Source organism: Streptococcus cristatus (assembly GCF_001578775.1).
GTDB lineage: Bacteria > Bacillota > Bacilli > Lactobacillales > Streptococcaceae > Streptococcus > Streptococcus cristatus_A.
On the sequence record NZ_KQ969064.1, the window covers coordinates 86,485 to 112,129 of the forward strand.

The following is a 25,645-nucleotide window of genomic DNA, read 5'->3' on the forward strand; positions in this document are numbered from 1 at the left end:
ACCACACCCCCCTGACTGACTCCAATCAAGCTCATCTGTTTAGGATTGACAAAGCTTTCGGAGCGGAGTTTGTCCATGACTTGGCCCAAATCAGTCAACTCGGTCTGGATAGACATATGGAGCATGTCCTGTCCCCCACTCTTTGACTGACGGCTTCCACCATAAAAGTCAAAGCCATAAACCAGGAAACCCTGTTTGGCTAGCGCCTGCATATAACTCTGATACATGTCGTGGGTATTATTAAAGCCGTGTGAAATGACAATGGTTGGCAACTGTTTGGTTTGATAATCGCGGGGAGCTGTGATGGTCCCGACAAGATTTTTGTCGCCATAAACCACAGAATAGGCTTCTTCTACAATATCCTCTGTTGGAGAAAGGGACGAGGCTGTCCTTTCTTCCACTTGTGTCACGCTGCTGTGCGCGGTTTCCTGCTGACTGGTTGTCGGATTTTTCTGTGAAGACCAGAAAAAAAGAATCAGTCCGATGAGAGCAAGACCAGCAGCAATAATGATGAGATATTTCATAGGTCTCCTTTTCTTTCAGTAATACCACTAGTATATAGAAAAACGAGGCGATGCGCAAGAAATTGCTTGGATTGATGTTAGTGAGGAGAGGGGGACTTGGAATGATGAAAGTACGATTTTTCCTTGTTTTATGATATACTGAAACAGGAGCGCTCTAGAGTGACAGATGTTGGCTCCATGTTTGTGGCTTTTTGCTGCATTGAAAGAAATCTAGAAAAGGAAGAAACAAATGGTTTTACCAAATTTTAAAGAAAACTTAGAAAAATACGCTAAACTATTGGTTGCCAATGGTATCAACGTGCAGCCTGGTCACACGGTGGCGCTCAATATAGATGTGGAGCAGCGTGAGTTGGCGCATTTAATCGTGAAAGAAGCTTATGCCTTGGGTGCGCATGAGGTCATCGTTCAGTGGACAGATGATGTGATAAACCGTGAGAAATTTCTCCATGCACCGATGGAGCGTCTGGACAATGTGCCAGAATACAAGATTGCTGAGATGAACTATCTCTTAGAGAACAAGGCTAGCCGTCTTGGTGTCCGTTCTTCTGACCCAGGTGCCTTGAACGGAGTGGACGCTGACAAGCTTTCAGCTTCTGCTAAAGCGATGGGACTTGCTATGAAGCCAATGCGCATCGCAACCCAATCCAACAAGGTTAGCTGGACAGTAGCGGCCGCTGCTGGACTTGAGTGGGCTAAAAAAGTCTTTCCAAATGCTGCAAGCGATGAAGAAGCAGTCGATCTCCTTTGGGACCAAATCTTCAAAACTTGCCGTGTCTACGAAGAAGATCCTGTTAAGGCTTGGGAAGAGCATGCTGCTATCCTTAAGAGCAAGGCAGAAATGCTCAATAAAGAACAATTCTCAGCCCTTCATTACACAGCACCAGGAACAGATTTGACACTTGGCTTGCCTAAGAACCACGTTTGGGAATCAGCTGGTGCTATCAATGCACAGGGAGAAGGATTCTTGCCAAATATGCCAACAGAAGAAGTCTTCACTGCCCCTGACTTCCGTCGTGCAGATGGCTATGTCACTTCTACAAAACCGCTTGGCTATAACGGGAATATCATCGAAGGTATTAAGGTAACCTTTAAAGACGGACAAATCGTAGATATCACTGCTGAAAAGGGTGATCAGGTCATGAAAGACCTTGTCTTTGAAAATGCGGGTGCGCGTGCCTTGGGTGAATGTGCCTTGGTACCAGAACCAAGCCCGATTTCTCAGTCAGGTATTACCTTCTTTAACACCCTTTTCGACGAAAATGCTTCAAACCACTTGGCTATCGGTGCAGCCTATGCGACTAGCGTTGTTGGTGGGGTAGATATGAGCGAAGAAGAGCTTGAAGCTGCGGGACTTAACCGCTCAGATGTTCACGTGGACTTTATGATTGGTTCGAATCAAATGGATATCGATGGTATCCGTGAGGATGGAACACGAGTTCCTATCTTCAGAAATGGAGACTGGGCAATCTAAGATTTAAAGTTGTTTTGACGGGCACTTTTAATCTGACAGCTCCCACCTGCTTCTTGAAAAGTATTCTTAGAAACATAGAAAGAAGGATCCTATATGATTGGTAGTATGTTTGTCGGTTTTATCATTGGTCTCATAGCTGGGGCTATTACCAGCCGCGGGGAGCGTATGGGCTGTATCGGAAAAATCCTCTTGGGCTGGTTTGGTTCATGGCTTGGGCAATTGCTTTTTGGCCACTGGGGACCGATGTTAGCGGACACAGCTATTCTTCCCTCAGTCTTGGGCGCTGTGATCCTCTTGGCTCTTTTCTGGGATCGAGGTACTTAGAATAGTGTAAAAGAAATACCTAGACGCTCTATGTCTAGGTATTTTTGATTGCAATATATGGTCGTTTATTCCAGTACCAGCATGCCGTCTTTCACTGCAAATGGGTCTTTTTCATTGATACGATCGTAGAACATGATGCCGTTGATGTGGTCAATCTCGTGTTGAACCACGATAGAATTGTAGCCTTTGAGTTTGATGCGGTGTTTTTGGCCATCCTTGTCAAAGTATTCCACGGTCACTCGTGCATGACGCACGACATAGCCTGGCACTTCTCGGTCAACCGACAGGCAGCCTTCTCCATCGGCTAAGGCAGCATCTTGCACAGAGTGGGCAACAACTTTAGGGTTGTACATGACCAGAGCTAGGGAGTAGGCTTCTTTAGGCGGATTTTCTTCTTCGTCATCCAGATTTGGCACCAGCACAGCGATGATTCGCTTAGAAATATCCAGTTGGGGCGCTGCTAGACCGACTCCGCCACGGAGCCCCATTTTTTCTGCTATGACAGGATCTTGAGAATGTTTCAGAAACTGCATCATTTTCTCACCTAAAATAATTTCCTGATCAGATAGGGGAAAGCTGACTTCCTCAGCCACTGCACGCAAGGTAGGATTTCCCTCGCGAATAATATCGCTCATATCGATCAAATGAGCTGCTTTGGTTAATTTATCCATAACCGATTTTTTTTCACTAACAGGCATGATTCTCTCCTTTTTCTTTCTTTCATCATAACACAAATCCCGCCAGAAATAAAGAAAGGGCTTGTCCTTTTGTCAGAGGAGAAATTTTTCGAAAGAATACTCTTTTTAATGGCTGAATTTTTAAGAAAAGATGATTGCGTCATTTTCTAAAAAGCTGTATGATAGAATGAGTGTGATTTTTAAAGGAAAATAGAATGAAAAAGTTTATGGAAAAAGTGAGTATTCTCTCACTTTCTTTGGTGTTGACGACCTCCTTTTCGATTTCCAGCGCCCAATCGGCTATGTTTGCTTTTTATAAAGACCTGCCGGAAAGCTGGATTGAACTGCTGGTTTCTTTGCCATCGGCTGGGATTATGCTCATGCTAATCTTAAATGGTTTGGTGGAGAAATATTTATCGGAACGAAAGATGATTGTGACGGGGCTCTTGATTTTCGCTCTTTGCGGCTTTGTTCCTCTCGTGAATAAGGCCTACTGGGTGATTTTTGCCTCTCGGCTTATCTTTGGTATGGGAGTTGGTTTGCTCAATGCTAAGGCCATTTCGATTATCAGTGAGCGTTATGAGGGCAAGGAACGGATTCAGACCTTAGGTCTGCGTGGATCGGCTGAAGTTGTCGGGACAGCCCTCCTGACACTTGGAGTAAGCCAGTTGCTTCGCTTTGGCTGGGAAATTTCTTTCTTGGTCTATGCTTCGGGATTGATCGTTCTAGCCCTCTACCTGCTCTTTGTACCTTATGGCAAGGAGGAGAAGCATCATGAGGCTCATCAAGAAGGCAAGGGCTTGACAGCTACACAGTGGTTTTTGACAATCGGCCTAGCCCTGGTAGCAGCAGTGATTGTCTTGACGAATGTTGTCATCAACGTGCGCGTGCCTGGACTGGTTGAAAAGTCTGGTATGGGCAGTGTTCAGACAGCAGGTTTGATCCTTTCAAGCATGCAGTTGATTGGTATTGCCGCAGGCTTGTCTTTTGCACCGCTTCTTCATTATTTTAAGGAAAATTTATTGACGGTTGCGGGAGTGGCCTTTGGCCTTACTGCGATCATGATTGGCCTAGCACCAAATCTCTTGCTCTTGAGTGTGGTTATTATCGCTTCTGGCTTTGTTTATAGTGTCAGTCTGACAGCGATTTTCCATATTCTTTCAGAGAGAATCCCTAGCAAATCCTTGAATCAAGCAACTTCGATTGTGATTTTAGGCTGTAGTGCCGGAGCTACTGCTACAACTTTCTTTTTGTCTTTGATTAGTCAATTTTCAAGCCAAGCTTCCTTCATCTTTGGTGTCTTGGGAAGTCTGATGGTTTTAATGGCAGTGCTGGCATTCGGAATTCTCAAGAAAAAGTCTGCTTAGGAGAAGAATATGCGTCTAGATAAATTTTTAGTAGAAAATGGGCTTGGCTCGCGCAGTCAAGTCAAGCAACTATTGAAAAAAGGTCAAGTCTGGGTCAATGGGGCAGCGGTCACGTCGGCCAAGACACAGATTGATGAGCGGTCGGAGCAGATTGTGGTGGATGGTCAGGCCCTGGTATATGAAAAGTTTGTCTACTACCTCTTAAATAAACCTAAGGGTGTCATTTCCGCCACTGAAGATGACCGACATAAAACCGTCTTAGATTTATTGGACGATACTGCTCGTCAAAAAGAAGTCTTTCCTGTGGGGCGGTTAGATGTAGACACACATGGGCTTCTGCTTTTGACCAATAATGGTCAGCTATCGCATGCTATGCTGTCCCCAAAGCGCCATGTAGCTAAGGTTTATCAGGCTCAGGTTGCTGGTCTGATGGATCAGACAGATATTGAGCGTTTTGCTCAAGGAATCGAACTCAAAGATTTCACTTGTCAGCCTGCCCAGCTCGAAATTATCGAAAGAGATGAAGGAGCACAGACCAGTTTGGTTCGTATCACGCTCTCAGAAGGCAAGTTTCATCAGGTGAAGCGGATGGTTTTAGCGCGCGGGAAGGAAGTCACCGATCTTCAGCGTTTGTCTATGGGACCTCTGCAGCTAGAACCAAGTCTGGAACTGGGGCAATGGCGACGCTTGACAGAAGAAGAAATGCAGAGCTTGAAAATTTTTCAAGTTGAACTATAGAAGATTAGGAAAGTGGAGCAATATATTTGCTTCACTTTTTTGCCTTATTTGACAGTTAAGTCTTGATATGATAAGATTTAGGTAACTATATCTAGAAAAAGTTTCAGAGGAAATTATGGCAATTGAAAAGACAGTCAGCGAGCTGGCCGAGATTTTAGGAGTCAGCCGTCAGGCAATCAATAATCGTGTCAAGGCTCTGCCGCCAGAAGATACAGAAAAAAATGAAAAAGGGGTCACAGTCGTGACCCGCAGTGGCCTGATTAAACTAGAAGAAATTTATAAAAAGACCATTTTTGAAGATGAGCCAGTCAGCGAAGAAGTCAAACAGCGCGAGTTGATGGAAATCTTAGTGGATGAAAAAAATGCTGAGATTTTGCGCCTTTATGAGCAACTCAAGGCAAAAGATAACCAGCTGGCTAAGAAAGACGAACAACTCCGTGTCAAGGACGTGCAGATAGCTGAGAAAGATAAGCAGCTGGACCAGCAACAACAGTTGACAGCCAAGGCTATGAGCGAGCGGGAAACACTTCTTTTGGAGCTGGATGAAGCCAAGGAGAAGGTACAAAAGCAGGAAAACAAAGGATTTTTCGCCCGTTTATTTGGTAAATAAGAAAGAAAATCTCAGTTGAAAAGCTGGGATTTATTTGTCAAAGAAGGGGGGAGTCAAGATGGCAATAACAGGAGCGGACTAACTGTAGCCACTGTAACTTGACTACCCTGTTTCGCCTAAATTTTTGAAAGAAGAATAAGATGAAACCAGAAAAACTTAGCTTTAAGCGCTTTTATCATAATTTAGACAAGATCCTAGTTCTCTTTTTCATGGCCTTTATGATGATGGAGTATGCTTGGATTCCCTTTAATTCCTACGCAGCAGAATATCTGCTCAAACAGACAGGCTATCTCTTTTTGTCTTACAACAATGTCTGGGCAGTCCTAAGCTCTAATTGGCTGGTCGGTCTAGGTTTTCTAGTCCTCGTTGTGGTCAATCTCTTTGTCGCCTATTTCCAGAGCGGCATGATTTTCATGGGGATTCGCAACCTTTTGGATAAAGAAAACCGACCAGTATTCGCTTTTCTTGGAAAAACATTCAGGGATAGTTTTGCTATTGTCAAGAAGGCTGGTCCAGGGAAAATGCTCTTTATCGTACTTTATATGGGTTTTCTTTTTCCTTTTTTGCGCCAAATTTTGAAAATCTACTATCTCAATAAAATTTTGGTTCCAGATTTTATTGTCACCTATTTGGCAAATAATATTTTGTTCGCTGTTTTCATGGGACTTCTTGTGGTTGGCATGCTTCTGGTGGCAGTGCGACTAATGTTTGCCCTACCACAGCTCTTTTTTGAGCACGCAACAGTTCCTCAGGCAATTCGCTTTAGTCTGGCCAAGACCAAGAACCGCCTTTTCTTTTACACTAGGCATCTTTTTTGGATTATTATCAAAAGCTTTCTGCTTTATACTTTTCTCTCAGCTCCAGCTATACTAGGACAGCAGTACGCGAACACTCAACCAAATGAGGTTGTCCTCTTTAGCGGTATTGCAGCTTTTGTCCTGATTAAGTTTGCCTACTATGCTATGTTGTCCTATTTCCTTCTCAAATTTGTCTCCTTCCTGACAGATCGTACCTTAAATGACTATCCAACGAAAAAAGGCCTGTCTCTAATGCGTTGGTTTGTTCTGACTATTGCCAGCTTAAGCTTCGCATTAGAAGGCTATGTCTATCTAAATTTCCCTTTGGAGAACGTTCCGATTACGATTTCCCATAGAGGGGTTTCGAGGGAAAATGGAATCCAAAATACCGTAGAAGCGCTGGAAAAAACAGCATTGCTCAAGCCTGATCTAGTAGAAATGGATGTGCAGGAAACTAAGGATGGGCAATTTGTCATGATGCATGATGCAAACCTGAAGCAGTTGGCAGGTCTGGATGCCCAACCTCAAGACTTAACCTTGGCCGAACTAACTTCGCTAGTGATTTCAGAAAATGGCTATCGAGCTAAGATTTCTAGTTTTGACGATTACTTTACTCGTGCCAATCAACTTGGCCAGCGCCTCTTGATAGAAATCAAGACCAGCAAGAAAGACTCCAAGGATATGATGGAGCGATTCTTGAGCAAGTATGGTGCCAAAATCAAGGTTTATCAACACCAGATTCAGTCTTTAGACTACCAAGTTATCGATCAGGTTGTCAAATATGACTCCTCTATCCCCAGTTTCTTTATCCTGCCTTATAATACAATCTTTCCACGAACTAAGGCTTCTGGCTACACCATGGAGTATTCAACCTTGGATGAAAATTTTGTCAATAAACTCTGGCAGTCTGACAAACGCCTCTATGACTGGACTATTAACGATGAGGATAGTATCGTCAAATCTTTTCGCTTAGGAGTGGATGGGATGATTACAGATGATTTGGAGTTGGTTCAAAGTTCCATTAAAGAACTCAAGGATGATCCGGACTATACTACCCTTCTATTAAATAAGTCTTTAGACTTGCTAAGTTTTTCCTAGAATAGTAGTAGAAAATGAATACGAGTAATAGAGTAGAGTTATTGCATGTCTACCATAATATTCAGAAAATTTAGTTTACTTTTTTCCTTTCTTGTGCTATAATCCTAAGTAAACCTAAAAAACAAAATTGGAGAATTCGTATGAAAAAAAGCAAAGTATTAGCTTTAGCTGGAGTTAGCCTTCTTTCAGTAGGCGTTTTAGCTGCTTGTTCTGGTTCATCAAAAGGAAACAGCGCAGCAAAAGCTTATAACTATGTCTATGTTGCTGATCCAGAAACATTGGACTATGTGACATCTGGTAAAGCTTCGACAGTTGACCTTGTGACAAACGGTGTGGACGGTTTGTTGGAAAATGACCAATATGGTAATTTTGTACCGTCTATTGCAGAGTCTTGGACTGTTTCTAAGGATGGTTTGACTTATACCTATAAAATCCGTAAAGATGCTAAATGGTATACTTCAGAAGGTGAAGAATACGGCGATGTGACAGCTCAGGACTTCGTGACGGGTCTCAAGCATGCGGCTGATAAAAAATCTGAAGCCCTTTACCTTGTGCAACAATCTGTAAAAGGCTTGGATGACTATGTGACTGGTAAGACAACTGACTTCTCTACTGTTGGTGTCAAAGCAGTTGATGACCACACTCTCCAATATACTCTGAACCAACCTGAACCACAGTGGAATTCAAAAACAACTTCACAAGTTCTTTGGCCAGTTAACGCAGATTTCCTTAAGAAACAAGGGGACAAATTCGGTCAATCTACTGACCCATCTTCTATCCTTTACAATGGACCATTCTTGATGAAGTCTATCACTGCTAAGTCTGCTGTTGAGTATCAAAAGAATGAAAACTACTGGGATAAAGAAAATGTCCATATTGACACAATTAAGTTGTCTTACTTTGATGGACAAGACCAAGATGCCCTTGCTCGTAACTTTAAAGACGGCGCTTACACAGTAGCTCGTCTCTACCCTACAAGCTCAAACTATGCTGGAGTAGAAAAAGACTTTAAGGACAACATCTACTTTACTGCACCAGCTGCTACTGTAAATGTGATGAGTATCAACCTCGACCGCCAAGGTTACAATCACACAAGTAAAACAACAGATGCTCAGAAGTCTGCTACTAAGAAAGCGATTCTTAACAAAGATTTCCGTCAAGCCTTGAACTTTGCTATCGACCGTAAGTCTTATTCAGCACAAGTTAATGGTGAAGAAGGTGCTCCTTACGCTGTTCGCAATACTTTTGTACCGCCAACCTTTGTTCAAGCCGGTGATAAGTCTTTTGGCGATCTAGTCGAAGAAAAAGTGGCTACATTGGGCGACGAATGGAAAGGTGTTAAACTTGAGGATGGTCAAGACGGACTCTATAATGCTGAGAAGGCAAAAGCAGAGTTTGCAAAAGCAAAAGCTGCCTTACAAGCAGAGGGAGTTGAATTCCCAATCCATCTAGATCTTCCAGTTTCTCAAACATCGAAACCAATGATCAACCGTGCTCAATCCCTTAAGCAATCTGTTGAAAAGGCTTTGGGATCTGAAAATGTGGTGGTAGATATCCAACAAATGTCAGAAGATGATCTCTTCAATATTACTTACTACGCACCAAATGCTGCCGCTGAAGATTGGGATATTTCAATCCTCGTTAGCTGGGGTCCTGACTATCAAGATCCATCAACATACACAGACATTCTGAAAACTTCAGCAGCTGAAACAACAAAAACCTACCTTGGCTTTGAAGGAGCAGATAATGCTGCAGCTAAGCAAGTTGGTTTAGATGAATATGACCGCTTGGTAGATGAAGCTGGTAAAGAGACTTCAGATATTGCTACTCGTTACGAAAAATATGCAGTGGCTCAAGCTTGGTTAACAGATAACTCTATTATTGTTCCATTGATGGCAAATCAAGGAGCAGCACCATTTATCTCACGTATCGAGCCATTCTCAGGCGCTTATGCCCAAACAGGTAATAAGACAAGTTCTACTTACTTCAAACGTATTAAAGTGAAAGATGAAGTAGTAACGAAGAAAGACTACGAAGCAGCTCGTAAGAAATGGCTGAAAGAAAAAGAAGAGTCAAATGCGAAAGCACAAAAAGATCTCGAAAGTCATGTAGAATAAATCGTTCACTAGAACTTTCTCTAATAGCGAGAGAAAGTTCTTTTGAAATTTAAAGGAAACGATAAATGAAGAAATACATTTTTATGCGTATTTTACGCTCAATTGTGTCGATTTTCTTGGTAACGACCTTGACCTATACCATTATTTATACAATGGTTCCGAGAAGATTGATTTTCAAACAAGACCCGAACTACAATAAGATAGCCACAACCGAAGATAAAAAGACAAACTATGAAAATACAGTCTATGAGCGGATGGGTTATATTGACTATTATGATACAAAAGAGTTGCAGGAAAAAGCCAAGAAGGAAAATAAATCTGTGACTACTGAGGCAACCGATGAGAATAAAAAGATCTACGAAGCCTATGTTGAGAAACTTGGCAAAGGTTGGAAATTGTATCAATTCAAAGAAAGCAAAGAATTCTATGCTGTTCGTGAAGTTCCAGTTTACGAGCGCGTACTTGAGTTCTATGCTAATCTGATCCAGATTGATCATCCAAATGCGATTCAAGATGAGGAAAATCCAAATCTTGAGCGTTATATCCGTATCGAAAATGACCCGGCCATTGGTTGGTCAGTCGTAGGTTCTGGTACTCGTCATAAATATCTTCTATATTTTAATGGCCAATTCCCATTTGTTCACCAAAACTTTGTTAGTTTGAACCTAGGAAATTCTTATCCTACTTATGCGAATACGCCTGTATTGCAAGTTATTTCCCAAGGACAAGGACAAACAAAATCATCAGAAGTTCAATTCCCAACAGGTAAGAAAACTTCTGCTGTGGATATTTATTCTCGTACCTACAAGACTCCAAGTAAGGCAGACTCTCAAGATATTGCTAAATATGGCAAGGGAGATGCTTACACTGCAACCAAGAATAACTATCAAAACCCATCGATGATTGTCAGCTCATCTATTATTGGTCTGATTGGTGTGGCGCTTTCTTATTTGATTGCTGTTCCGCTTGGTTCTTATATGGCTCGTTTGAAAAATACTTGGTTTGATAGTATTTCAACAGGTGGCTTGACCTTCATGATGTCACTGCCAACCATCGCTCTTGTTTATATTGTTCGTTTGGCTGGTTCAGCTATTGGTCTTCCAGATTCCTTCCCAATTTTGGGAGCAGGTGACTGGCGTTCCTATGTTTTGCCATCGCTGATTCTTGGACTTCTAAGCGCACCTGTGACAGCTGTCTGGATTCGTCGTTATATGATTGACTTACAATCCCAAGACTTTGTTCGCTTTGCTCGTGCCAAAGGTCTTTCTGAGAAAGAAATTTCGAACAAGCACATTTTCAAGAATGCGATGGTGCCGTTGGTATCTAGTATTCCAGCTTCTATCGTTGGTGTTATTGCAGGTGCGACCCTGACAGAAACTGTCTTCGCCTTTCCTGGTATGGGTAAAATGCTGATTGATTCTGTTAAGGCATCAAATAACTCAATGGTGGTTGGTCTTGTATTTATTTTCACCTGTCTTTCAATTTTTGCCCTCTTAGTTGGTGATATCTTGATGACAATGCTTGACCCACGTATTAAATTAACATCTAAAGGAGGTAAATAATGGCTACAATTGATAAAAGTAAATTCCAATTTGTCAAACGTGACGATTTTGCCTCTGAAACGATTGATGCTCCGGCTTATTCATACTGGCGCTCTGTTATGCGTCAGTTCTTGAAAAAGAAATCAACGACGATCATGTTAGGGATTCTGATTGCCATCGTTTTGATGAGTTTCATTTATCCAATGTTTTCGAATTTCGATTTCAATGATGTCAGCAAGGTAAATGACTTTAGTATGCGTTATATCAAACCAAATGCTGAACACTGGTTTGGTACAGACAGTAATGGTAAATCTTTGTTTGACGGTGTTTGGTTCGGTGCTCGGAATTCTATTCTGATTTCGATTATCGCAACACTCATTAACCTGATTATCGGAATCATTATTGGTGCTATCTGGGGAATTTCCAAAGCAGTTGACCGTGTCATGATGGAAGTCTACAATATCATTTCAAATATTCCAGCCCTCTTGATAGTCATTGTCTTGACTTACTCTATCGGTGCTGGTTTCTGGAACTTGATCTTCGCCATGACCATCACTGGCTGGGTAGGAATTGCGTATACGATCCGTATTCAAATTATGCGTTACCGTGATTTGGAGTATAACTTGGCATCGCGTACCTTGGGAACTCCAACATATAAGATTGTGACCAAGAATATCATGCCCCAGTTGGTATCTGTTATTGTGACGACAACTTCTCAAATGCTTCCAAGCTTTATCTCTTACGAGGCATTCCTATCCTTCTTTGGGCTTGGTCTTCCTGTAACAGTACCAAGTTTGGGACGCTTGATTTCCGACTATTCACAAAACGTAACAACTAATGCTTACCTTTTCTGGATTCCATTGACAACCTTGATCTTGGTATCCCTGTCCTTCTTCGTAGTTGGTCAAAACTTAGCTGATGCAAGTGATCCACGGACACATAGATAGGAGTAAATATGACAAAAAATAAAAATGTAATATTGACTGCTCGCGATATTGTCGTGGAATTTGACGTTCGTGACAGAGTATTGACTGCCATTCGAGGCGTTTCCCTTGACCTAGTTGAAGGTGAAGTTCTAGCTCTGGTTGGAGAATCTGGCTCCGGTAAATCTGTTTTGACAAAAACATTTACTGGAATGTTGGAAGAAAATGGCCGTGTAGCGCAAGGAACGATTGATTACCGAGGAACTGATTTGACTGCCCTAAAGAGCAACAAGGACTGGGAACCCATTCGTGGTGCCAAAATTGCGACTATTTTCCAAGATCCGATGACTAGTCTAGATCCGATTAATACAATCGGAAGTCAAATTACCGAAGTTATCATAAAACACCAAGGAAAAACAAGCAAAGAAGCCAAAGAAATGGCAATCGACTACATGACTAAAGTTGGAATTCCAGACGCTGAAAAACGTTTTGAAGAGTATCCATTCCAATATTCTGGTGGGATGCGTCAACGGATTGTTATCGCGATCGCCTTGGCTTGCCGTCCAGATATTCTGATCTGTGATGAGCCAACAACAGCTCTCGATGTGACGATTCAAGCCCAAATTATTGACTTGCTCAAGTCATTGCAGGCAGAATACCATTTTACGACTGTCTTTATCACCCACGACCTTGGTGTTGTAGCAAGTATTGCTGATAAAGTGGCGGTTATGTATGCTGGCGAAATCGTTGAATATGGAACGGTTGAAGAAATCTTCTACGATCCAAAGCATCCATATACATGGAGCCTGCTGTCTAGCTTGCCGCAGTTAGCTGAAGCAAATGGTGAACTTTACTCGATTCCAGGTACACCACCATCACTATACACTAGCATTAAAGGGGATGCTTTTGCACTTCGTTCGGACTATGCAATGACTATTGATTTCGAAGAAAAAGCTCCTGCCTTTCAGGTTTCCGATACGCACTGGGCTAAGACCTGGCTCTTGCACGAAGATGCACCAAGGGTTGAGAAGCCAGCTATTATCGAAAACCTTCATGATAAAATTCGTTCAAAAATGGGCTTCAATCACTTAGAAGCTTAGGAGGAAGGAAATGACTGAAAAATTAGTTGAAATTAAAGATTTAGAAATTTCCTTCGGCGAAGGAAGTAAGAAATTCGTAGCTGTAAAAAATGCTAATTTCTTTATCAATAAAGGAGAAACTTTTTCCTTAGTAGGTGAATCTGGTTCTGGGAAGACAACCATCGGCCGTGCTATCATTGGCTTGAACGATACCAGTGCAGGCGACATCTTATACGAAGGTAAAAAGATCAACGGGAAGCAATCTAAAGCAGAGGAAGCTGAATTGATCCGTAAGATTCAGATGATTTTCCAAGACCCAGCTGCCAGCTTAAATGAGCGTGCGACGGTTGACTATATCATTTCAGAAGGCCTTTATAACTATCATCTTTTTGAAAATGAAGAAGACCGCCAGCAAAAGGTTAAGAATATCATTCGTGAAGTTGGTCTTTTAGCTGAGCATTTGACACGCTATCCCCACGAATTTTCTGGTGGTCAACGTCAGCGGATTGGAATTGCTCGTGCCTTAGTCATGGAGCCAGATTTCGTCATTGCGGATGAGCCAATCTCTGCCTTGGACGTTTCCGTCCGTGCGCAAGTCTTAAATCTTTTGAAAAAATTCCAAAAAGAACTTGGCTTGACCTATCTCTTTATCGCCCATGACCTATCGGTAGTTCGTTTTATTTCAGATCGAATCGCTGTTATCTATAAAGGTGTTATCGTCGAGGTTGCAGAGACAGAAGAGTTGTTTAACAACCCTATCCACCCTTATACGCAGTCCCTTTTGTCTGCTGTGCCGATTCCAGACCCAATTTTGGAGCGCAAAAAGGTTTTAAAGGTTTACGATCCAGAGCAGCATGACTACTCAGTGGATCAACCTAGCATGGTTGAGATCCGTCCTGGTCACTATGTCTGGGCTAATCAGGCAGAAGCTGACCGCTATAAAAAAGAATATAAATGAAAAAGAAGCTGTAGAAACATGGAATTGAATGTTTCTCGGCTTTTTTTATTGTTATTTCAGCAAATTTATGGAAATATACGCAATCGCTTGCATGCTAAAATTTTACCTTATTCTATATATTATTCCACTAAATATAGGAAAAAGTCCCAAAATAATTTTTATAAAAGCCTTTACAAAATTAAAAATAGTGGTATAATAGTATCATTCAATGCAAACGATTTCATCAAGGGGTGGTTTGTGAAAATATAAGGAGGTCTGGATGATGAAAGATTCATTCAAAAACATTTTTAGCTTTGAATTTTGGCAAAAATTCGGTAAAGCTTTGATGGTGGTTGTTGCGGTTATGCCCGCAGCAGGATTGATGATCAGTATTGGTAAGTCAATTCCGATGATCAATCCTGAACTAGGTATTCTAGTTACTACTGGTGGCGTTTTAGAACAAATTGGTTGGGGGGTTATCGGTAACCTGCATATCCTCTTTGCTCTTGCTATTGGAGGTAGCTGGGCGAAAGAACGTGCTGGTGGTGCCTTTGCGGCAGGTTTATCCTTCATTTTGATTAACCGTATCACTGGGGTTATGTTTGGTGTATCAAGCGATATGCTGAAAGATTCTAAAGCAGTGGTTAGCACTTTCTTAGGAGGAAGCATCAAGGTTTCTGATTACTTTATCAGTGTTCTTGAGTCTCCTGCTTTGAATATGGGGGTTTTCGTCGGAATCATCGCAGGTTTTGTCGGAGCAACAGCTTATAACAAATATTACAACTTCCGTAAATTGCCAGATGCTTTGTCATTCTTTAATGGTAAGCGTTTTGTACCATTCGTTGTTATCTTGCGTTCAGCAATCGTAGCAATTGTTTTGTCATTCGTATGGCCAGTTGTTCAATCAGGTATCAACAACTTTGGTGTTTGGATTGCAAATTCACAAGATACTGCACCAATCCTAGCACCATTCATCTATGGTACTTTAGAACGTCTCTTGCTTCCATTTGGTTTGCACCACATGCTGACTATCCCAATGAACTATACTCAACTTGGGGGAACTTATGAAGTATTGACTGGTGCTGCTAAAGGAACTCAAGTATTTGGACAAGATCCACTTTGGTTGGCTTGGGCAACTGACTTAGTTGGTACTAAGACAGCTGATCCTACTAAGTACCAATATTTGCTTGATACATTCCATCCAGCCCGCTTCAAAGTTGGACAAATGATCGGTTCATTTGGTATCCTTATGGGTGTTGCCGCAGCTATTTACCGCAATGTAGATGCTGACAAGAAGCACAAGTACAAAGGTATGATGATTGCGACTGCTTTAGCAACCTTCTTGACGGGGGTTACTGAACCAATCGAGTACATGTTCATGTTCGTTGCAACACCGCTGTATATCATCTATGCTTTTGTACAAGGTGCTGCATTTGCAATGGCTGACATCGTTAACCTTCGTGTACACTCATTCGGATCAATCGAATTCTTGACTCGTACTCCAATGGCAATCAATGCTGGTTTGGGTATGGATGTCATCAACTTTATCTGGGTTACAATTCTCTTTGCAGTGATCATGTACTTCATTTCTAACTTCATGATCAAGAAATTCAACTATGCAACTCCAGGACGCAACGGTAACTATGAAACAGCAGAAGGTTCAGATGAAGTTTCTTCATCAGAATCTGGTAATGGTAAAGTTGCTGCAGCTTCTCAAGCCGTTAATGTTATCAATCTTCTAGGTGGTCGCGCTAATATCGTTGATGTAGATGCATGTATGACTCGTCTGCGTGTAACTGTCAAGGATGCTGAAAAAGTTGGAACAGTAGAACAGTGGAAAGCTGAAGGCGCTATGGGCTTGGTTATGAAAGGCCAAGGCGTTCAAGCTATCTACGGACCAAAAGCTGACGTTCTTAAATCGGATATCCAAGACTTGTTGGATTCAGGAGAAGTAATTCCTGAAACTCTACCAAGTCAAAAAGCTGAGTCTGCAGCTGCAGCAGTTAGCTACAAAGGTGTGACAGAAGCAATCGAAACAGTTGCTGAAGGTGAAGTTGTCAAGTTGGAAGATGTTAAAGATCCAGTCTTCTCACAAAAAATGATGGGTGACGGATTTGCGGTTGAACCAGCAAATGGCAAGATCTATTCTCCAGTAGCTGGTAAAGTGACAAGCGTCTTCCCTACAAGACATGCTCTAGGTCTTTTGACTGAATCTGGTCTCGAGGTTCTTGTTCATATCGGTTTGGATACTGTTAGCCTTGAAGGCAAACCTTTTGAAGTACATGTAGCAGAAGGACAAACCGTTGCTGCAGGTGATCTATTGGTAACAGCAGATTTGGCGGCTATTAAAGAAGCGGGTCGTGAAACAACTACTATCGTTGTCTTCACAAATGCTCCAGCAATCAAATCAGTAGCAGTTGAGAAATTCGGTAAAGTCGCTCCTAAGACAGTTGTGGCTAAAGTAGAATTGTAAGATAGAAAAGAGAAATCATGGCAAAATTCCTGACTTTAAATACTCATAGTTGGATGGAAGAAGAGCAAGAAAGCAAGCTAAATCAGCTAGCTGAGCGTATTCTTCAAGAAAAATATGACGTCATTTGCCTGCAGGAAGTCAATCAATTAGTGGAGTCTGAACAGGTTGTTCAGGCTCCCTTCTATTATGCGGTAGATGGCGCCATTCCGATTCATCAGGATCACTATGCCCTGTGTCTGGTTGAAAAGCTAGCTGAGGCAGGTCTGGACTATTACTGGTCTTGGGCTTATAATCATATTGGTTTTGATATTTACAATGAAGGGGTTGCAATTCTGTCCAGAAAGCCCCTGAAGGCAAGAGAGCTCTTGGTGTCTGATGTCAATGATCCAAGTGACTACCATACGCGTAAAGTCTTACTGGCAGAAACAGAGCTTGATGGTCAACTCATCACGGTTGCTTCCTGTCACTTGTCTTGGTGGGATAAGGGTTTCCAAGGAGAGTGGGCTAAGTTTGAATCTGAACTCTTACAAGTTGAGACTCCGCTAGTTCTCATGGGTGATTTTAACAATCCCGTTGATTACGAAGGCTATCAGCACATTATCCAAAGTCCACTTGCTCTCCAAGACAGCCATAAGGTGGCTGACCAAACGATTGGTACAGCGACGGTTGAAGGTGATATTGCTGGATGGGCAGGAAACAAAGATGCTCTAAAAATTGATTATATCTTTACAAGTAAAGATTTCAATATTGAAAGATCTGCTGTTGTTTTTGATGGACAACGTGGTCCAGTCGTTAGTGACCATTTTGGCTTGGAAGCACAAGTCCATTTCTAAGCTTATCTGAACAATAGAAATAAACTAGAAAAATCGTTTTAAGTGTTTGTTTTAGTTAAACAGCATTTGAAGCGATTTTTTTGCTTTTTAGAGGAAAAGTGCAAAGAAGTCTAGAGACTAGAAATTCTGCTGGTTAAGATAGGATAATCTTTGTATTTCATGCCTCAGACGGAGGTTTTTTTGTTTAATTTTGTTACAATAGAGATGTAAGGAAGGGAATAGCTATGTGGAAAGTTCAATTATTCATCTTCGTTGAGGCAATTCTATTATCAATGGCGCTGGTTACCATGCTGGCTGCCGATTTTTCGCGTGTTGTTCTCATCATGCTACTCTTTCTTTTGTTTTTATATTATTATTTCGGCAAGCAGAGAGGCAATTCGCTATTGGTCGCGACCATGATTGTCTTCTTTTTCATTGTCATGCTCAATCCTTACGTCATAGCCGCTGTGCTCTTTGCCTTGATTTACGGCATGATTGTAGCCTATCCTTATCTGTACAAGGAAAATCAGGAGACTCATCTTTTCTTTGAAGATGCGACCGAAGTTCGGGCTGAAAAAAATCGTTGGTTGGGGGATTTGCAGCATTTTTCAAAGGATGACTGCCAGTTTCATGATATCAACCTTTTGAGAATGATGGGAAAGGATACCATCCATTTAGAGGATGTCATTGTGGTTAATCATGATAATGTGATTGTGATTCGCAAGGGCTTTGGGGATACCAAGATCGTCATTCCTTTGGATGTGGAAATTCAGCTTCAGATCAATACCCTATACGGAGACTTGAATTTTTTAAATCATCCGCCACGCAAGCTGCGCAATGAAACGATTTCTCTGACAACGCCTGACTATAAGCGAGCCAGTAAAACTGTAAAAATTGTCTTGGTCAGCTTTTTAGGAAATGTGGAGGTTGTTAGAAAGTGAAAAAAACAAGTTATTTGCTTATTTTCCTCTATACCTTCTTCGTTTTAGGGATTATCTTTCACTACATTTTTAATCTTTTTAATTTAGAATGGCAAAAGCTGCTGAATAATCTGGATTTGCTCCAGTCCTTTGCTTTCTTTGTTCTGGTTCTTGGCTTAGCGTTGACTATTTTCTTGGTCGCTGCTGCGCGCTTTCTTCAGCACCTGTCTCTTTCTCAAGTTCAAAAGAATTTAAAAGCTATTTTAGAAAGTAGTGACATACAAGAAACCGGGCAGTTGGAATTGGACGATTCTCTCATCCGCTTAAAAGAAAAGGTGGATAGTCTAACCGAAAATTTGCAGAAATCTGAGAATCAGGCCTTGCAGGCGGAAGAAAAGATTATTGAAAAAGAACGCAAGCGGATTGCTCGCGACTTGCATGATACGGTCAGTCAGGAGCTATTTGCTGCTAATATGATTCTCTCAGGTGTCGCTGGGAATGTGGAGCGTCTTGATAAAGACAATCTCCAGCAACAGTTAAAGGGAATCGCTGACATTCTGGATACAGCACAAAAAGATTTGCGGATCTTGCTCTTACATTTACGGCCGACAGAGTTGGAAAATCGGACCTTGGTAGAGGGCATGAATGTCTTAATCAAAGAGTTGACAGATAAGTCGGACTTGACTGTCCAGTTTAAGCATGAGGTGGTCAGCCTGCCCAAGCAGATAGAGGAGCATATTTTTAGGATTATCCAAGAAATCATCAATAATACCTTGCGCCATGCTCAGGCCAGTCGTCTGGACATCTATCTCTATCAGACGCCAAATAGGCTCAAACTCAAGGTTTCTGATGACGGAATCGGTTTTGATCCGGCTAGTTTGGCTGACATGAGTTATGGTTTGAAAAATATTGAAGATCGAGTGCATGATATGGCTGGCACCTTGAAGATTCTGACGGCTCCCAAAAAAGGAGTTTCTATCGAAATCAGTGTTCCATTGTTAGAAGGGGAAAAGGATGAGAATATTACTAGTGGATGACCATCAAATGGTCAGATTGGGCTTGAAAAGCTTTTTTGAATTACAGGACGATATTGAAGAAGTGACAGAGGCTACCAATGGTAGAGAAGGTGTCGAAAAGGCTTTGGAAAGCCGTCCAGATGTGATTATGATGGATATTGTTATGCCAGAGATGAGTGGCATTGATGCTACTTTGGCTATCTTGAAAGAATGGCCAGAGGCAAAAATTTTGATTTTAACGTCCTATCTGGACAATGAAAAAATCTATCCTGTCTTGGATGCGGGTGCTCGTGGCTATATGTTGAAGACTTCTAGTGCGGATGAAATTCTCCACGCCGTCAGAAAGGTTGCAAAGGGTGAATTTGCCATTGAAACAGAAGTCAGCAAGAAGGTAGAATATCATCGGAATCATATAGAGCTTCACGAGGATTTGACAGCGCGGGAGCGGGATATTTTGGGGCTTCTAGCCAAGGGCTATGAAAACCAGCGGATTGCTGACGAGCTCTTTATTTCCTTGAAAACGGTCAAGACGCATGTGTCCAATATTTTGTCTAAGCTAGAAGTGAGCGATCGGACTCAGGCAGTTGTCTATGCTTTTCAGCATCACCTTGTTCCGCAAGACGACTTTTAATGATATAATAGAGAAGATTAAATTGAAAGAGGAAGATATGAAGACAAAATTAAAATATAAGGCGAAAAAGATTAAGATTGTTTTCTTTGATATCGATGATACTTTGCGTGTCAAGGAAACAGGCTTCATCCCAGAGTCGATCAAAGTTGTATTTAAGCAGCTGAGAGAAAAGGGAATTCTGACAGGAATTGCTTCTGGTCGTGGCATTTTTGGAGTTGTTCCAGAAATTCGTGACTTGGATCCTGATTTTTTTGTCACCTTGAATGGGGCTTATGTTGAAAATAGAAAAGGCGAAGTCATTGCAAAAACGGTCATTCCGCAAGAATGCGTGGAATCCTACATTTCCTGGACCAAGGAAGTGGGAATTGAGTACGGTTTGGTAGGCAGTCACGAAGCGGCTTTGTCTGTTCGTAATCCTATGATTTCGTCAGCAATTGATATCATTTATCCAGATCTGGCTGTCAATCCTGATTTTTACCAAGATCATGAAATCTATCAAATGTGGACTTTTGAGGATGTAGGTGACAGTTTGCAGTTGCCAGAAGATTTGGCCGAGTCTCTTCGTATGGTACGTTGGCATGAGCATTCATCGGATGTCGTACCGAAAGAAGGTTCAAAGGCAGCTGGCGTTGCTAAGGTCGTAGAGCACCTAGGCTTCAAACCAGAAAATGTTTTAGTTTTTGGCGACGGACTCAATGATTTAGAATTATTTGACTATGCAGGGCTCAGTATTGCTATGGGAGTTTCCCATGAGGAATTGCAGAAAAAGGCTGATTTTGTCACAAAAACGGTCGAAGAAGACGGCATCTTTGACGCCTTGGAGCAATTGGGCATGGTAGAGAAAGAATTGACCTTCCCACAGCTCCATCTTGATGAGGTTCAAGGTCCAATTGCAAAGATCAAGACAAATCATGGTGAACTGAAGATTCAACTCTTCCCAGACCAAGCACCCAAAACAGTTGCCAACTTTATCGCCTTATCAAAGGATGGCTACTATGACGGAGTAATCTTCCACCGAGTTATCAAAGATTTTATGATTCAGGGGGGCGATCCGACAGGTACTGGTATGGGCGGAGAGTCTATCTACGGCGAGCGCTTTGAAGATGAGTTTTCACCGGAACTTTATAACATTCGTGGTGCCCTATCAATGGCGAATGCGGGACCAAATACCAATGGCAGTCAGTTCTTTATTGTCCAAAATAGCAGTCTTCCTTATTCAACCAAGGAATTGACCCGGGGAGGATGGCCGAAGCCAATCGCTGAAGTTTATGCTAGCAAGGGCGGGACACCGCATTTGGACCGTCGACATACTGTGTTTGGTCAACTGGTGGATGAGGCATCTTATGAAGTTTTGGATAAAATTGCAGCGGTTGAAACAGCTTCAATGGATAAACCACTTGAGGATGTTGTCATTGAGACGATTGAGGTTATAGACTAATGAAAATCGGAGATAAGTTAAAGGGTAAAATTACAGGAATTCAGCCCTACGGTGCCTTTGTCGAACTAGAAAGCGGTCTGGTCGGTCTCATTCATATTTCTGAGATTCGGACGGGCTATATTGACAATATTCACGATATTTTGAAAATTGGTGATCAGGTTCTTGTGCAGGTAGTAGATTATGATGAGTTTTCTGGTAAGGCCAGCCTGTCAATGCGCACTTTAGAGGAAGAAAAACATCGTTTACCGAGACGACATCGCTTTTCAAATGATCGTTGTAAAATTGGATTTGCGCCCTTAGGTAAGCAATTGCCAATCTGGATAAGGGAAGCCAAAGCTTTTCTGAAAGAACAAAAAGAGTAAAAAATTCCTACCCAAACGGGTAGGAATTTTGTTAACTATTTTCACGATTAAGCGTCAAATTCGTAGAGAGCGGTAGATAGGTAGCGTTCTCCGTTATCAGGTGCTAGGGCAAGGACTTTCTTGCCAGTTCCTAGTTTTTTAGCGACTTCGATGGCTGCAAAAATAGCTGCAGCAGATGAAATTCCGACTAGGAAACCTTCCTGACCACCAATATGGCGTCCTAACTCTAGCGCTTGATCAGAAGTCACGCGGACAATACCATCATAGGCTGCTGTATCCAAGGTTTCTGGAATGAATCCAGCTGAAAGTCCTTGGATTTTGTGAGGACCTGGTTTCTCACCAGAAAGGATAGCAGATTCGTCTGCTTCAACCGCATAGATTTGGACATTTGGATTCGCTTTTTTAAGAGCATGAGAGACACCAGAGATAGTCCCACCAGTTCCGACACCACCGACAAAAGCGTCCAGTCCAGTTTCACCGAAAGCAGCGATAACTTCTGCTCCTGTTGTTCGTTCGTGAACCTCTGGATTAGCCGGATTGTTAAACTGCAGTGGCAACCAGCCATTTCGTTCTTTCGCGATTTCTTCTGCCTTGGCAATAGCCCCTTTCATTCCTTCGCTACCCGGAGTCAAAACTAGCTCTGCCCCATAAGCTTGGATAATCTTGCGGCGCTCCACACTCATGGTTTCTGGCATTACAATGACAACCTTGTAGCCTTTAGCAGCCCCAACCCATGAAAGACCAATACCGGTATTTCCGCTGGTTGCTTCAACGATAGTATCGCCAGGCTTGATAAGGCCATCGCGTTCAGCTGCCTCAATCATGCTGAGAGCAATCCGGTCTTTGACAGAAGAGCCAGGGTTGAAGGCTTCTAACTTGACATAAACCTCAGCTGCTCCTTCAGGAACGATATTATTAAGTTTAACAATTGGCGTTCTTCCAACTAATTCTGTGATATTTTGATAAATGTTTGCCATTTTTCCTACCTCAATACTTTAATGAGACTAGTATAAGCTGAAAGTGGCACTTTGTAAAATATAAAAAAGCTATGACCACGATAAAAATTCTTTATCACTAAGCCTAGCTGTTAAGATTATTCAACTGTTAAAGGAATTTCAATCTCGCGCAAACCTTGATCATCAATTTGGATTTTGCCATTGAAAAACTCAACTAATTTCTGAACTAGTGGTTCTTTTTCCTGCTTGTCAATATAGATGGTTGTGGCCACTAGATCTGTGAACTCTGTATCGAATTCGATCAGATCTTCAGCTTTTAAAAAGTTATCGAAGTTTTGGTACTGGCTGTAAGACATTTTAAGACGCAAACCGGCCTGTTCCTTGATTTCGATCAGACCAATTTCTTTGATTGCCCAGGCGACGCTGCTTGCATAAGCCCGAATGAGCCCACCAGCTCCTAGCTTAATCCCACCAAAATAGCGCGTGACCACAAAGCAGACATTGGTCACCTGGTGATTTTCCATGACACCGAGCATGGGGACGCCCGCTGTACCGCTGGGCTCGCCGTCATCACTGGTTCGTTTGATTTCACTTTTCTCCCCGACAATAAAAGCAGAGCAATTATGAGTGGCTTTATAGTGCTCTTTTTTGATGGCAGCAATAAAATCTCTGGCTTCCTCTTCTGAGTAAACGCGCTTGGCGTGGCAAATGAAGCGGGATTTTTTAATTTCTTCTTGGGCTTGGCCGTCTTGTCTAATTGTTCTATATTCCATAGTTTTATTGTACACAAAAAGATGGATTTTTCCAAAAGTTTTACGAATAAAAAAGTATGTTAGAAAGAAAAGATTGCCTAGGTAGGATATTTACAAAAGATCAGCTCAGTCCCGAACTGCGTATGCAGGCTCAGCAGCTACCCAGTATGCGAGAGGAAAGGAGAAAGTTGTTTTGCGGCCGCTGTGGCTCTCAAGTAGACAAGGAGAACTACCAGCTACCTGTCAATGCCTACTATTGTAGGGAATGCGTGATTTTGGGGCGAGTTCGGAGTGATCAAGAACTCTACTATTTTCCGCAGGAAGATTTTCCAGAAAATCAGGTACTCAAGTGGCAGGGACAATTAACAGCCTTTCAAGCGAAAGTTTCTCAGGGACTGTTAGAGTCAGTTGCTCAAAAACAGAATAGCCTAGTCCATGCAGTGACTGGGGCGGGCAAAACGGAAATGATTTATCAGGTGATTGCAGAAGTGATTGATCGTGGAGGTGCCGTTTGCCTAGCCAGCCCTCGGATTGATGTCTGTTTGGAGCTTTATCGCCGGCTCAAGCTGGATTTTGCCTGCCCGATTTCGCTTTTGCATGGGGAATCCGAGCCATATTTTCGTAGTCCCTTGGTCATTGCCACCACTCATCAGCTTCTTAAATTTTATCGAGCTTTTGATTTGCTGATTGTGGATGAAGTAGATGCTTTTCCTTATGTGGACAATCCTGTGCTCTACCATGCTGTGGAGCAGTCGGTCAAGGAGGAGGGAACGACAATTTTCTTAACTGCCACTTCGACGGATGAGTTGGATAAAAAAGTCCAAAAAGGAGAACTAAAACGCCTTAGTCTTCCTCGCCGCTTCCATGGCAATCCTTTGATTGTGCCCCAAAAAGTTTGGATGGCGGATTTTCAAAAATATCTAGCGAAAAAGAAATTGCCGCCTAAACTGAAAAAGTATATCGAGAGACAGAGAAAAACAGGCTTTCCCTTACTGATCTTTGCCTCGGAAATCAAAAGAGGTCAGGAATTTGCGCAAGTTTTGGAGGAGATATTTCCAGCGGAAAGAGTCAGATTTGTGGCTTCGACAACTGAAAATCGTTTAGAAATCGTTGAAGAGTTTCGCAAACGAGAAATTACTATTTTGGTTACGACAACCATCTTAGAGCGTGGCGTGACCTTTCCCTGTGTAGATGTCTTTGTTCTAGAAGCTAACCATCGTCTCTTTAGCCGTAGCGCCTTGGTGCAGATTTCTGGCCGAGTGGGACGTAGCATGGAGCGACCGACGGGAGATTTATTCTTTTTTCACGACGGCACCACGCGTTCAATCGAAAAAGCGATTCGTGAAATCAAACTGATGAACAAGGAGGCTGGCCTATGAAAAATTGCCTGTTATGCAGCCAAGTAGTCGAAGAAAATAGGACTTTTTCTTCCTTGATTTTATTGCAAAAAGAACAAAATACAATTTGTAACCATTGTCGAGCAGGATTTGAAATGATTTCCTCTATCCATTGCCCACGTTGCTGGAAGGAGGATGAAGCGAAAGTCTGCTCGGATTGTCAAAAATGGGAAGCGCAAGGCTATGTAGTTCAGCATCAGGCCTGTTTTCTTTATAATGATTTGATGAAGGATTTCTTCAGCAAATACAAGTTTCAAGGAGATTATCTTCTGAGATTTGTGTTTGCGGAAGTTCTCAAAAAAAGTCTCAGAAACTTCAAAAAATATACTTTAGTTCCTATTCCAGTCAGTCCTGAAAAATACCAAAATCGAGGTTTTAATCAGGTGAAAGGCTTCTTGCAAGCAGCTGGCTTGCCTTATAAACATTTGCTTGAAAAGCAGGATGTGCTTGCCCAATCTAGTAAAAATCGCCAAGAACGTTTAAAAAGCCAGCAATGTTTTACATTGTCAAAAGATGTCCTTCTGCCAGAAAAAATTCTTCTGATAGACGATGTGTATACGACTGGAAAAACCTTACAATTGGCTCGAGAATTATTGCTGGAAGCAGGTGTGAAAGAAGTTTTGACATTTTCACTCGCAAGATAAGAAAATATTTGCAAAAAAGGAATGAAAGCGTTATAATGATA

The 25,645-nt window shown here is 42.0% G+C and carries 24 protein-coding genes; 20 read left to right on the top strand and 4 right to left on the bottom strand.

Going from position 1 to position 25,645, the window contains the following annotated elements; genetic code table 11:
- A partial coding sequence (locus SCRDD08_RS09740) for an alpha/beta hydrolase family protein (protein ID WP_155719810.1) occupies positions 1 to 524 on the bottom strand: 524 nt, incomplete at its 3' end.
- Between the two features lie 229 nt (positions 525 to 753).
- Between SCRDD08_RS09740 and SCRDD08_RS09745 the strand changes: the two genes are divergently transcribed.
- Positions 754 to 1,995, top strand: a complete 1,242-nt coding sequence (locus tag SCRDD08_RS09745; RefSeq protein ID WP_061423506.1) for an aminopeptidase — start codon at positions 754 to 756, stop codon at positions 1,993 to 1,995.
- A 93-nt stretch (positions 1,996 to 2,088) separates the two neighbouring features.
- Positions 2,089 to 2,319, top strand: a complete 231-nt coding sequence (locus SCRDD08_RS09750) for a GlsB/YeaQ/YmgE family stress response membrane protein (RefSeq protein WP_061423507.1) — start codon at positions 2,089 to 2,091, stop codon at positions 2,317 to 2,319.
- Positions 2,320 to 2,384: 65 nt separating this feature from the next.
- Here the strand turns inward: SCRDD08_RS09750 and def are convergent, their stop codons facing one another.
- On the bottom strand, positions 2,385 to 3,017 hold the full coding sequence (gene def / locus SCRDD08_RS09755; protein WP_061423508.1) for a peptide deformylase: 633 nt from the start codon (positions 3,015 to 3,017) through the stop codon (positions 2,385 to 2,387).
- A 194-nt stretch (positions 3,018 to 3,211) separates the two neighbouring features.
- Here def and SCRDD08_RS09760 point away from each other — a divergent pair, with 194 nt between their 5' ends.
- From SCRDD08_RS09760 to SCRDD08_RS09840, 16 genes are all read left to right on the top strand, one after another.
- A complete protein-coding gene (locus SCRDD08_RS09760; RefSeq protein ID WP_061423509.1) occupies positions 3,212 to 4,363 on the top strand; it encodes an MFS transporter in 1,152 nt (383 codons plus the stop codon).
- A 9-nt stretch (positions 4,364 to 4,372) separates the two neighbouring features.
- Positions 4,373 to 5,101 carry a pseudouridine synthase gene (locus SCRDD08_RS09765; protein ID WP_061423510.1) on the top strand — a complete coding sequence of 243 codons (729 nt, stop codon included), beginning with the start codon at positions 4,373 to 4,375 and terminating at the stop codon, positions 5,099 to 5,101.
- Between the two features lie 115 nt (positions 5,102 to 5,216).
- The gene (locus SCRDD08_RS09770; RefSeq protein ID WP_005591876.1) at positions 5,217 to 5,711 is read left to right on the top strand and encodes a DUF536 domain-containing protein; all 495 of its coding nucleotides are present in this window, start codon (positions 5,217 to 5,219) and stop codon (positions 5,709 to 5,711) included.
- A gap of 140 nt (positions 5,712 to 5,851) precedes the next feature.
- Entirely contained in the window at positions 5,852 to 7,606 is a 1,755-nt protein-coding gene (locus tag SCRDD08_RS09775) for a glycerophosphodiester phosphodiesterase (protein ID WP_061423511.1), read from the top strand.
- Positions 7,607 to 7,746: 140 nt separating this feature from the next.
- Positions 7,747 to 9,723 carry a peptide ABC transporter substrate-binding protein gene (locus SCRDD08_RS09780; RefSeq protein WP_061423512.1) on the top strand — a complete coding sequence of 659 codons (1,977 nt, stop codon included), beginning with the start codon at positions 7,747 to 7,749 and terminating at the stop codon, positions 9,721 to 9,723.
- 65 nt (positions 9,724 to 9,788) lie between these two features.
- Entirely contained in the window at positions 9,789 to 11,285 is a 1,497-nt protein-coding gene (locus SCRDD08_RS09785; protein WP_061423513.1) for an ABC transporter permease, read from the top strand.
- Positions 11,285 to 12,211: an oligopeptide ABC transporter permease OppC gene (oppC, locus tag SCRDD08_RS09790; protein ID WP_048764526.1), complete on the top strand. Its 927-nt coding sequence runs from the start codon at positions 11,285 to 11,287 to the stop codon at positions 12,209 to 12,211. Before SCRDD08_RS09785 ends, oppC begins: the two co-directional genes overlap by 1 nt.
- 8 nt (positions 12,212 to 12,219) lie before the next feature.
- Positions 12,220 to 13,287 (top strand): ABC transporter ATP-binding protein, encoded by a 1,068-nt coding sequence (locus SCRDD08_RS09795; RefSeq protein WP_061423514.1) that lies wholly within the window; start codon positions 12,220 to 12,222, stop codon positions 13,285 to 13,287.
- Between the two features lie 10 nt (positions 13,288 to 13,297).
- Entirely contained in the window at positions 13,298 to 14,224 is a 927-nt protein-coding gene (locus SCRDD08_RS09800; protein WP_061423515.1) for an ATP-binding cassette domain-containing protein, read from the top strand.
- A gap of 259 nt (positions 14,225 to 14,483) precedes the next feature.
- Positions 14,484 to 16,676 carry a PTS transporter subunit IIBC gene (locus SCRDD08_RS09810; protein ID WP_061423517.1) on the top strand — a complete coding sequence of 731 codons (2,193 nt, stop codon included), beginning with the start codon at positions 14,484 to 14,486 and terminating at the stop codon, positions 16,674 to 16,676.
- Positions 16,677 to 16,693: 17 nt separating this feature from the next.
- Positions 16,694 to 17,509, top strand: a complete 816-nt coding sequence (locus SCRDD08_RS09815; RefSeq protein ID WP_061423518.1) for an endonuclease/exonuclease/phosphatase family protein — start codon at positions 16,694 to 16,696, stop codon at positions 17,507 to 17,509.
- A 224-nt stretch (positions 17,510 to 17,733) separates the two neighbouring features.
- The gene (liaF, locus tag SCRDD08_RS09820) at positions 17,734 to 18,429 is read left to right on the top strand and encodes a cell wall-active antibiotics response protein LiaF (protein ID WP_045500900.1); all 696 of its coding nucleotides are present in this window, start codon (positions 17,734 to 17,736) and stop codon (positions 18,427 to 18,429) included.
- Positions 18,426 to 19,445, top strand: coding sequence for an envelope stress sensor histidine kinase LiaS (locus tag SCRDD08_RS09825; protein WP_061423519.1), 1,020 nt, complete (start codon positions 18,426 to 18,428; stop codon positions 19,443 to 19,445). Before liaF ends, SCRDD08_RS09825 begins: the two co-directional genes overlap by 4 nt.
- Complete coding sequence (locus SCRDD08_RS09830; protein ID WP_045500904.1) at positions 19,423 to 20,055, top strand: response regulator transcription factor; 633 nt, start codon at positions 19,423 to 19,425, stop codon at positions 20,053 to 20,055. Before SCRDD08_RS09825 ends, SCRDD08_RS09830 begins: the two co-directional genes overlap by 23 nt.
- Before the next feature lie 37 nt (positions 20,056 to 20,092).
- Positions 20,093 to 21,493 (top strand): bifunctional Cof-type HAD-IIB family hydrolase/peptidylprolyl isomerase, encoded by a 1,401-nt coding sequence (locus tag SCRDD08_RS09835; protein ID WP_061423520.1) that lies wholly within the window; start codon positions 20,093 to 20,095, stop codon positions 21,491 to 21,493.
- A complete protein-coding gene (locus tag SCRDD08_RS09840; protein ID WP_061423521.1) occupies positions 21,493 to 21,855 on the top strand; it encodes a S1 RNA-binding domain-containing protein in 363 nt (120 codons plus the stop codon). The genes SCRDD08_RS09835 and SCRDD08_RS09840 overlap by 1 nt, the downstream gene beginning before the upstream one ends.
- 47 nt (positions 21,856 to 21,902) lie before the next feature.
- Here SCRDD08_RS09840 and cysK read toward each other — a convergent pair whose 3' ends face one another.
- Complete coding sequence (gene cysK / locus SCRDD08_RS09845) at positions 21,903 to 22,832, bottom strand: cysteine synthase A (RefSeq protein WP_061423522.1); 930 nt, start codon at positions 22,830 to 22,832, stop codon at positions 21,903 to 21,905.
- A gap of 116 nt (positions 22,833 to 22,948) precedes the next feature.
- Positions 22,949 to 23,584 carry a YigZ family protein gene (locus tag SCRDD08_RS09850; RefSeq protein ID WP_061423523.1) on the bottom strand — a complete coding sequence of 212 codons (636 nt, stop codon included), beginning with the start codon at positions 23,582 to 23,584 and terminating at the stop codon, positions 22,949 to 22,951.
- A 56-nt stretch (positions 23,585 to 23,640) separates the two neighbouring features.
- Between SCRDD08_RS09850 and SCRDD08_RS09855 the strand changes: the two genes are divergently transcribed.
- Both SCRDD08_RS09855 and SCRDD08_RS09860 read left to right on the top strand, forming a co-directional pair.
- On the top strand, positions 23,641 to 24,942 hold the full coding sequence (locus SCRDD08_RS09855) for an ATP-dependent helicase ComFA (RefSeq protein ID WP_061423524.1): 1,302 nt from the start codon (positions 23,641 to 23,643) through the stop codon (positions 24,940 to 24,942).
- A complete protein-coding gene (locus SCRDD08_RS09860; protein WP_061423525.1) occupies positions 24,939 to 25,604 on the top strand; it encodes a ComF family protein in 666 nt (221 codons plus the stop codon). The genes SCRDD08_RS09855 and SCRDD08_RS09860 overlap by 4 nt, the downstream gene beginning before the upstream one ends.
- Positions 25,605 to 25,645: the final 41 nt, after the last annotated feature.

Excerpts from the sequence above, each read along its gene's own strand:
- def (WP_061423508.1), bottom strand. The coding sequence starts at position 3,017 with ATGCCTGTTAGTGAAAAAAAATCGGTTATGGATAAATTAACCAAAGCA.
- SCRDD08_RS09780 (WP_061423512.1), top strand. The coding sequence starts at position 7,747 with ATGAAAAAAAGCAAAGTATTAGCTTTAGCTGGAGTTAGCCTTCTTTCA.
- SCRDD08_RS09770 (WP_005591876.1), top strand. The coding sequence starts at position 5,217 with ATGGCAATTGAAAAGACAGTCAGCGAGCTGGCCGAGATTTTAGGAGTC.
- SCRDD08_RS09785 (WP_061423513.1), top strand. The coding sequence starts at position 9,789 with ATGAAGAAATACATTTTTATGCGTATTTTACGCTCAATTGTGTCGATT.
- SCRDD08_RS09765 (WP_061423510.1), top strand. The coding sequence starts at position 4,373 with ATGCGTCTAGATAAATTTTTAGTAGAAAATGGGCTTGGCTCGCGCAGT.
- SCRDD08_RS09840 (WP_061423521.1), top strand. The coding sequence starts at position 21,493 with ATGAAAATCGGAGATAAGTTAAAGGGTAAAATTACAGGAATTCAGCCC.
- SCRDD08_RS09830 (WP_045500904.1), top strand. The coding sequence starts at position 19,423 with ATGAGAATATTACTAGTGGATGACCATCAAATGGTCAGATTGGGCTTG.
- SCRDD08_RS09750 (WP_061423507.1), top strand. The coding sequence starts at position 2,089 with ATGATTGGTAGTATGTTTGTCGGTTTTATCATTGGTCTCATAGCTGGG.
- SCRDD08_RS09850 (WP_061423523.1), bottom strand. The coding sequence starts at position 23,584 with ATGGAATATAGAACAATTAGACAAGACGGCCAAGCCCAAGAAGAAATT.
- SCRDD08_RS09745 (WP_061423506.1), top strand. The coding sequence starts at position 754 with ATGGTTTTACCAAATTTTAAAGAAAACTTAGAAAAATACGCTAAACTA.
- SCRDD08_RS09855 (WP_061423524.1), top strand. The coding sequence starts at position 23,641 with ATGTTAGAAAGAAAAGATTGCCTAGGTAGGATATTTACAAAAGATCAG.
- SCRDD08_RS09760 (WP_061423509.1), top strand. The coding sequence starts at position 3,212 with ATGAAAAAGTTTATGGAAAAAGTGAGTATTCTCTCACTTTCTTTGGTG.
- SCRDD08_RS09800 (WP_061423515.1), top strand. The coding sequence starts at position 13,298 with ATGACTGAAAAATTAGTTGAAATTAAAGATTTAGAAATTTCCTTCGGC.
- liaF (WP_045500900.1), top strand. The coding sequence starts at position 17,734 with ATGTGGAAAGTTCAATTATTCATCTTCGTTGAGGCAATTCTATTATCA.
- SCRDD08_RS09775 (WP_061423511.1), top strand. The coding sequence starts at position 5,852 with ATGAAACCAGAAAAACTTAGCTTTAAGCGCTTTTATCATAATTTAGAC.
- SCRDD08_RS09860 (WP_061423525.1), top strand. The coding sequence starts at position 24,939 with ATGAAAAATTGCCTGTTATGCAGCCAAGTAGTCGAAGAAAATAGGACT.
- SCRDD08_RS09810 (WP_061423517.1), top strand. The coding sequence starts at position 14,484 with ATGATGAAAGATTCATTCAAAAACATTTTTAGCTTTGAATTTTGGCAA.
- SCRDD08_RS09815 (WP_061423518.1), top strand. The coding sequence starts at position 16,694 with ATGGCAAAATTCCTGACTTTAAATACTCATAGTTGGATGGAAGAAGAG.
- cysK (WP_061423522.1), bottom strand. The coding sequence starts at position 22,832 with ATGGCAAACATTTATCAAAATATCACAGAATTAGTTGGAAGAACGCCA.
- SCRDD08_RS09795 (WP_061423514.1), top strand. The coding sequence starts at position 12,220 with ATGACAAAAAATAAAAATGTAATATTGACTGCTCGCGATATTGTCGTG.
- oppC (WP_048764526.1), top strand. The coding sequence starts at position 11,285 with ATGGCTACAATTGATAAAAGTAAATTCCAATTTGTCAAACGTGACGAT.
- SCRDD08_RS09835 (WP_061423520.1), top strand. The coding sequence starts at position 20,093 with ATGAAGACAAAATTAAAATATAAGGCGAAAAAGATTAAGATTGTTTTC.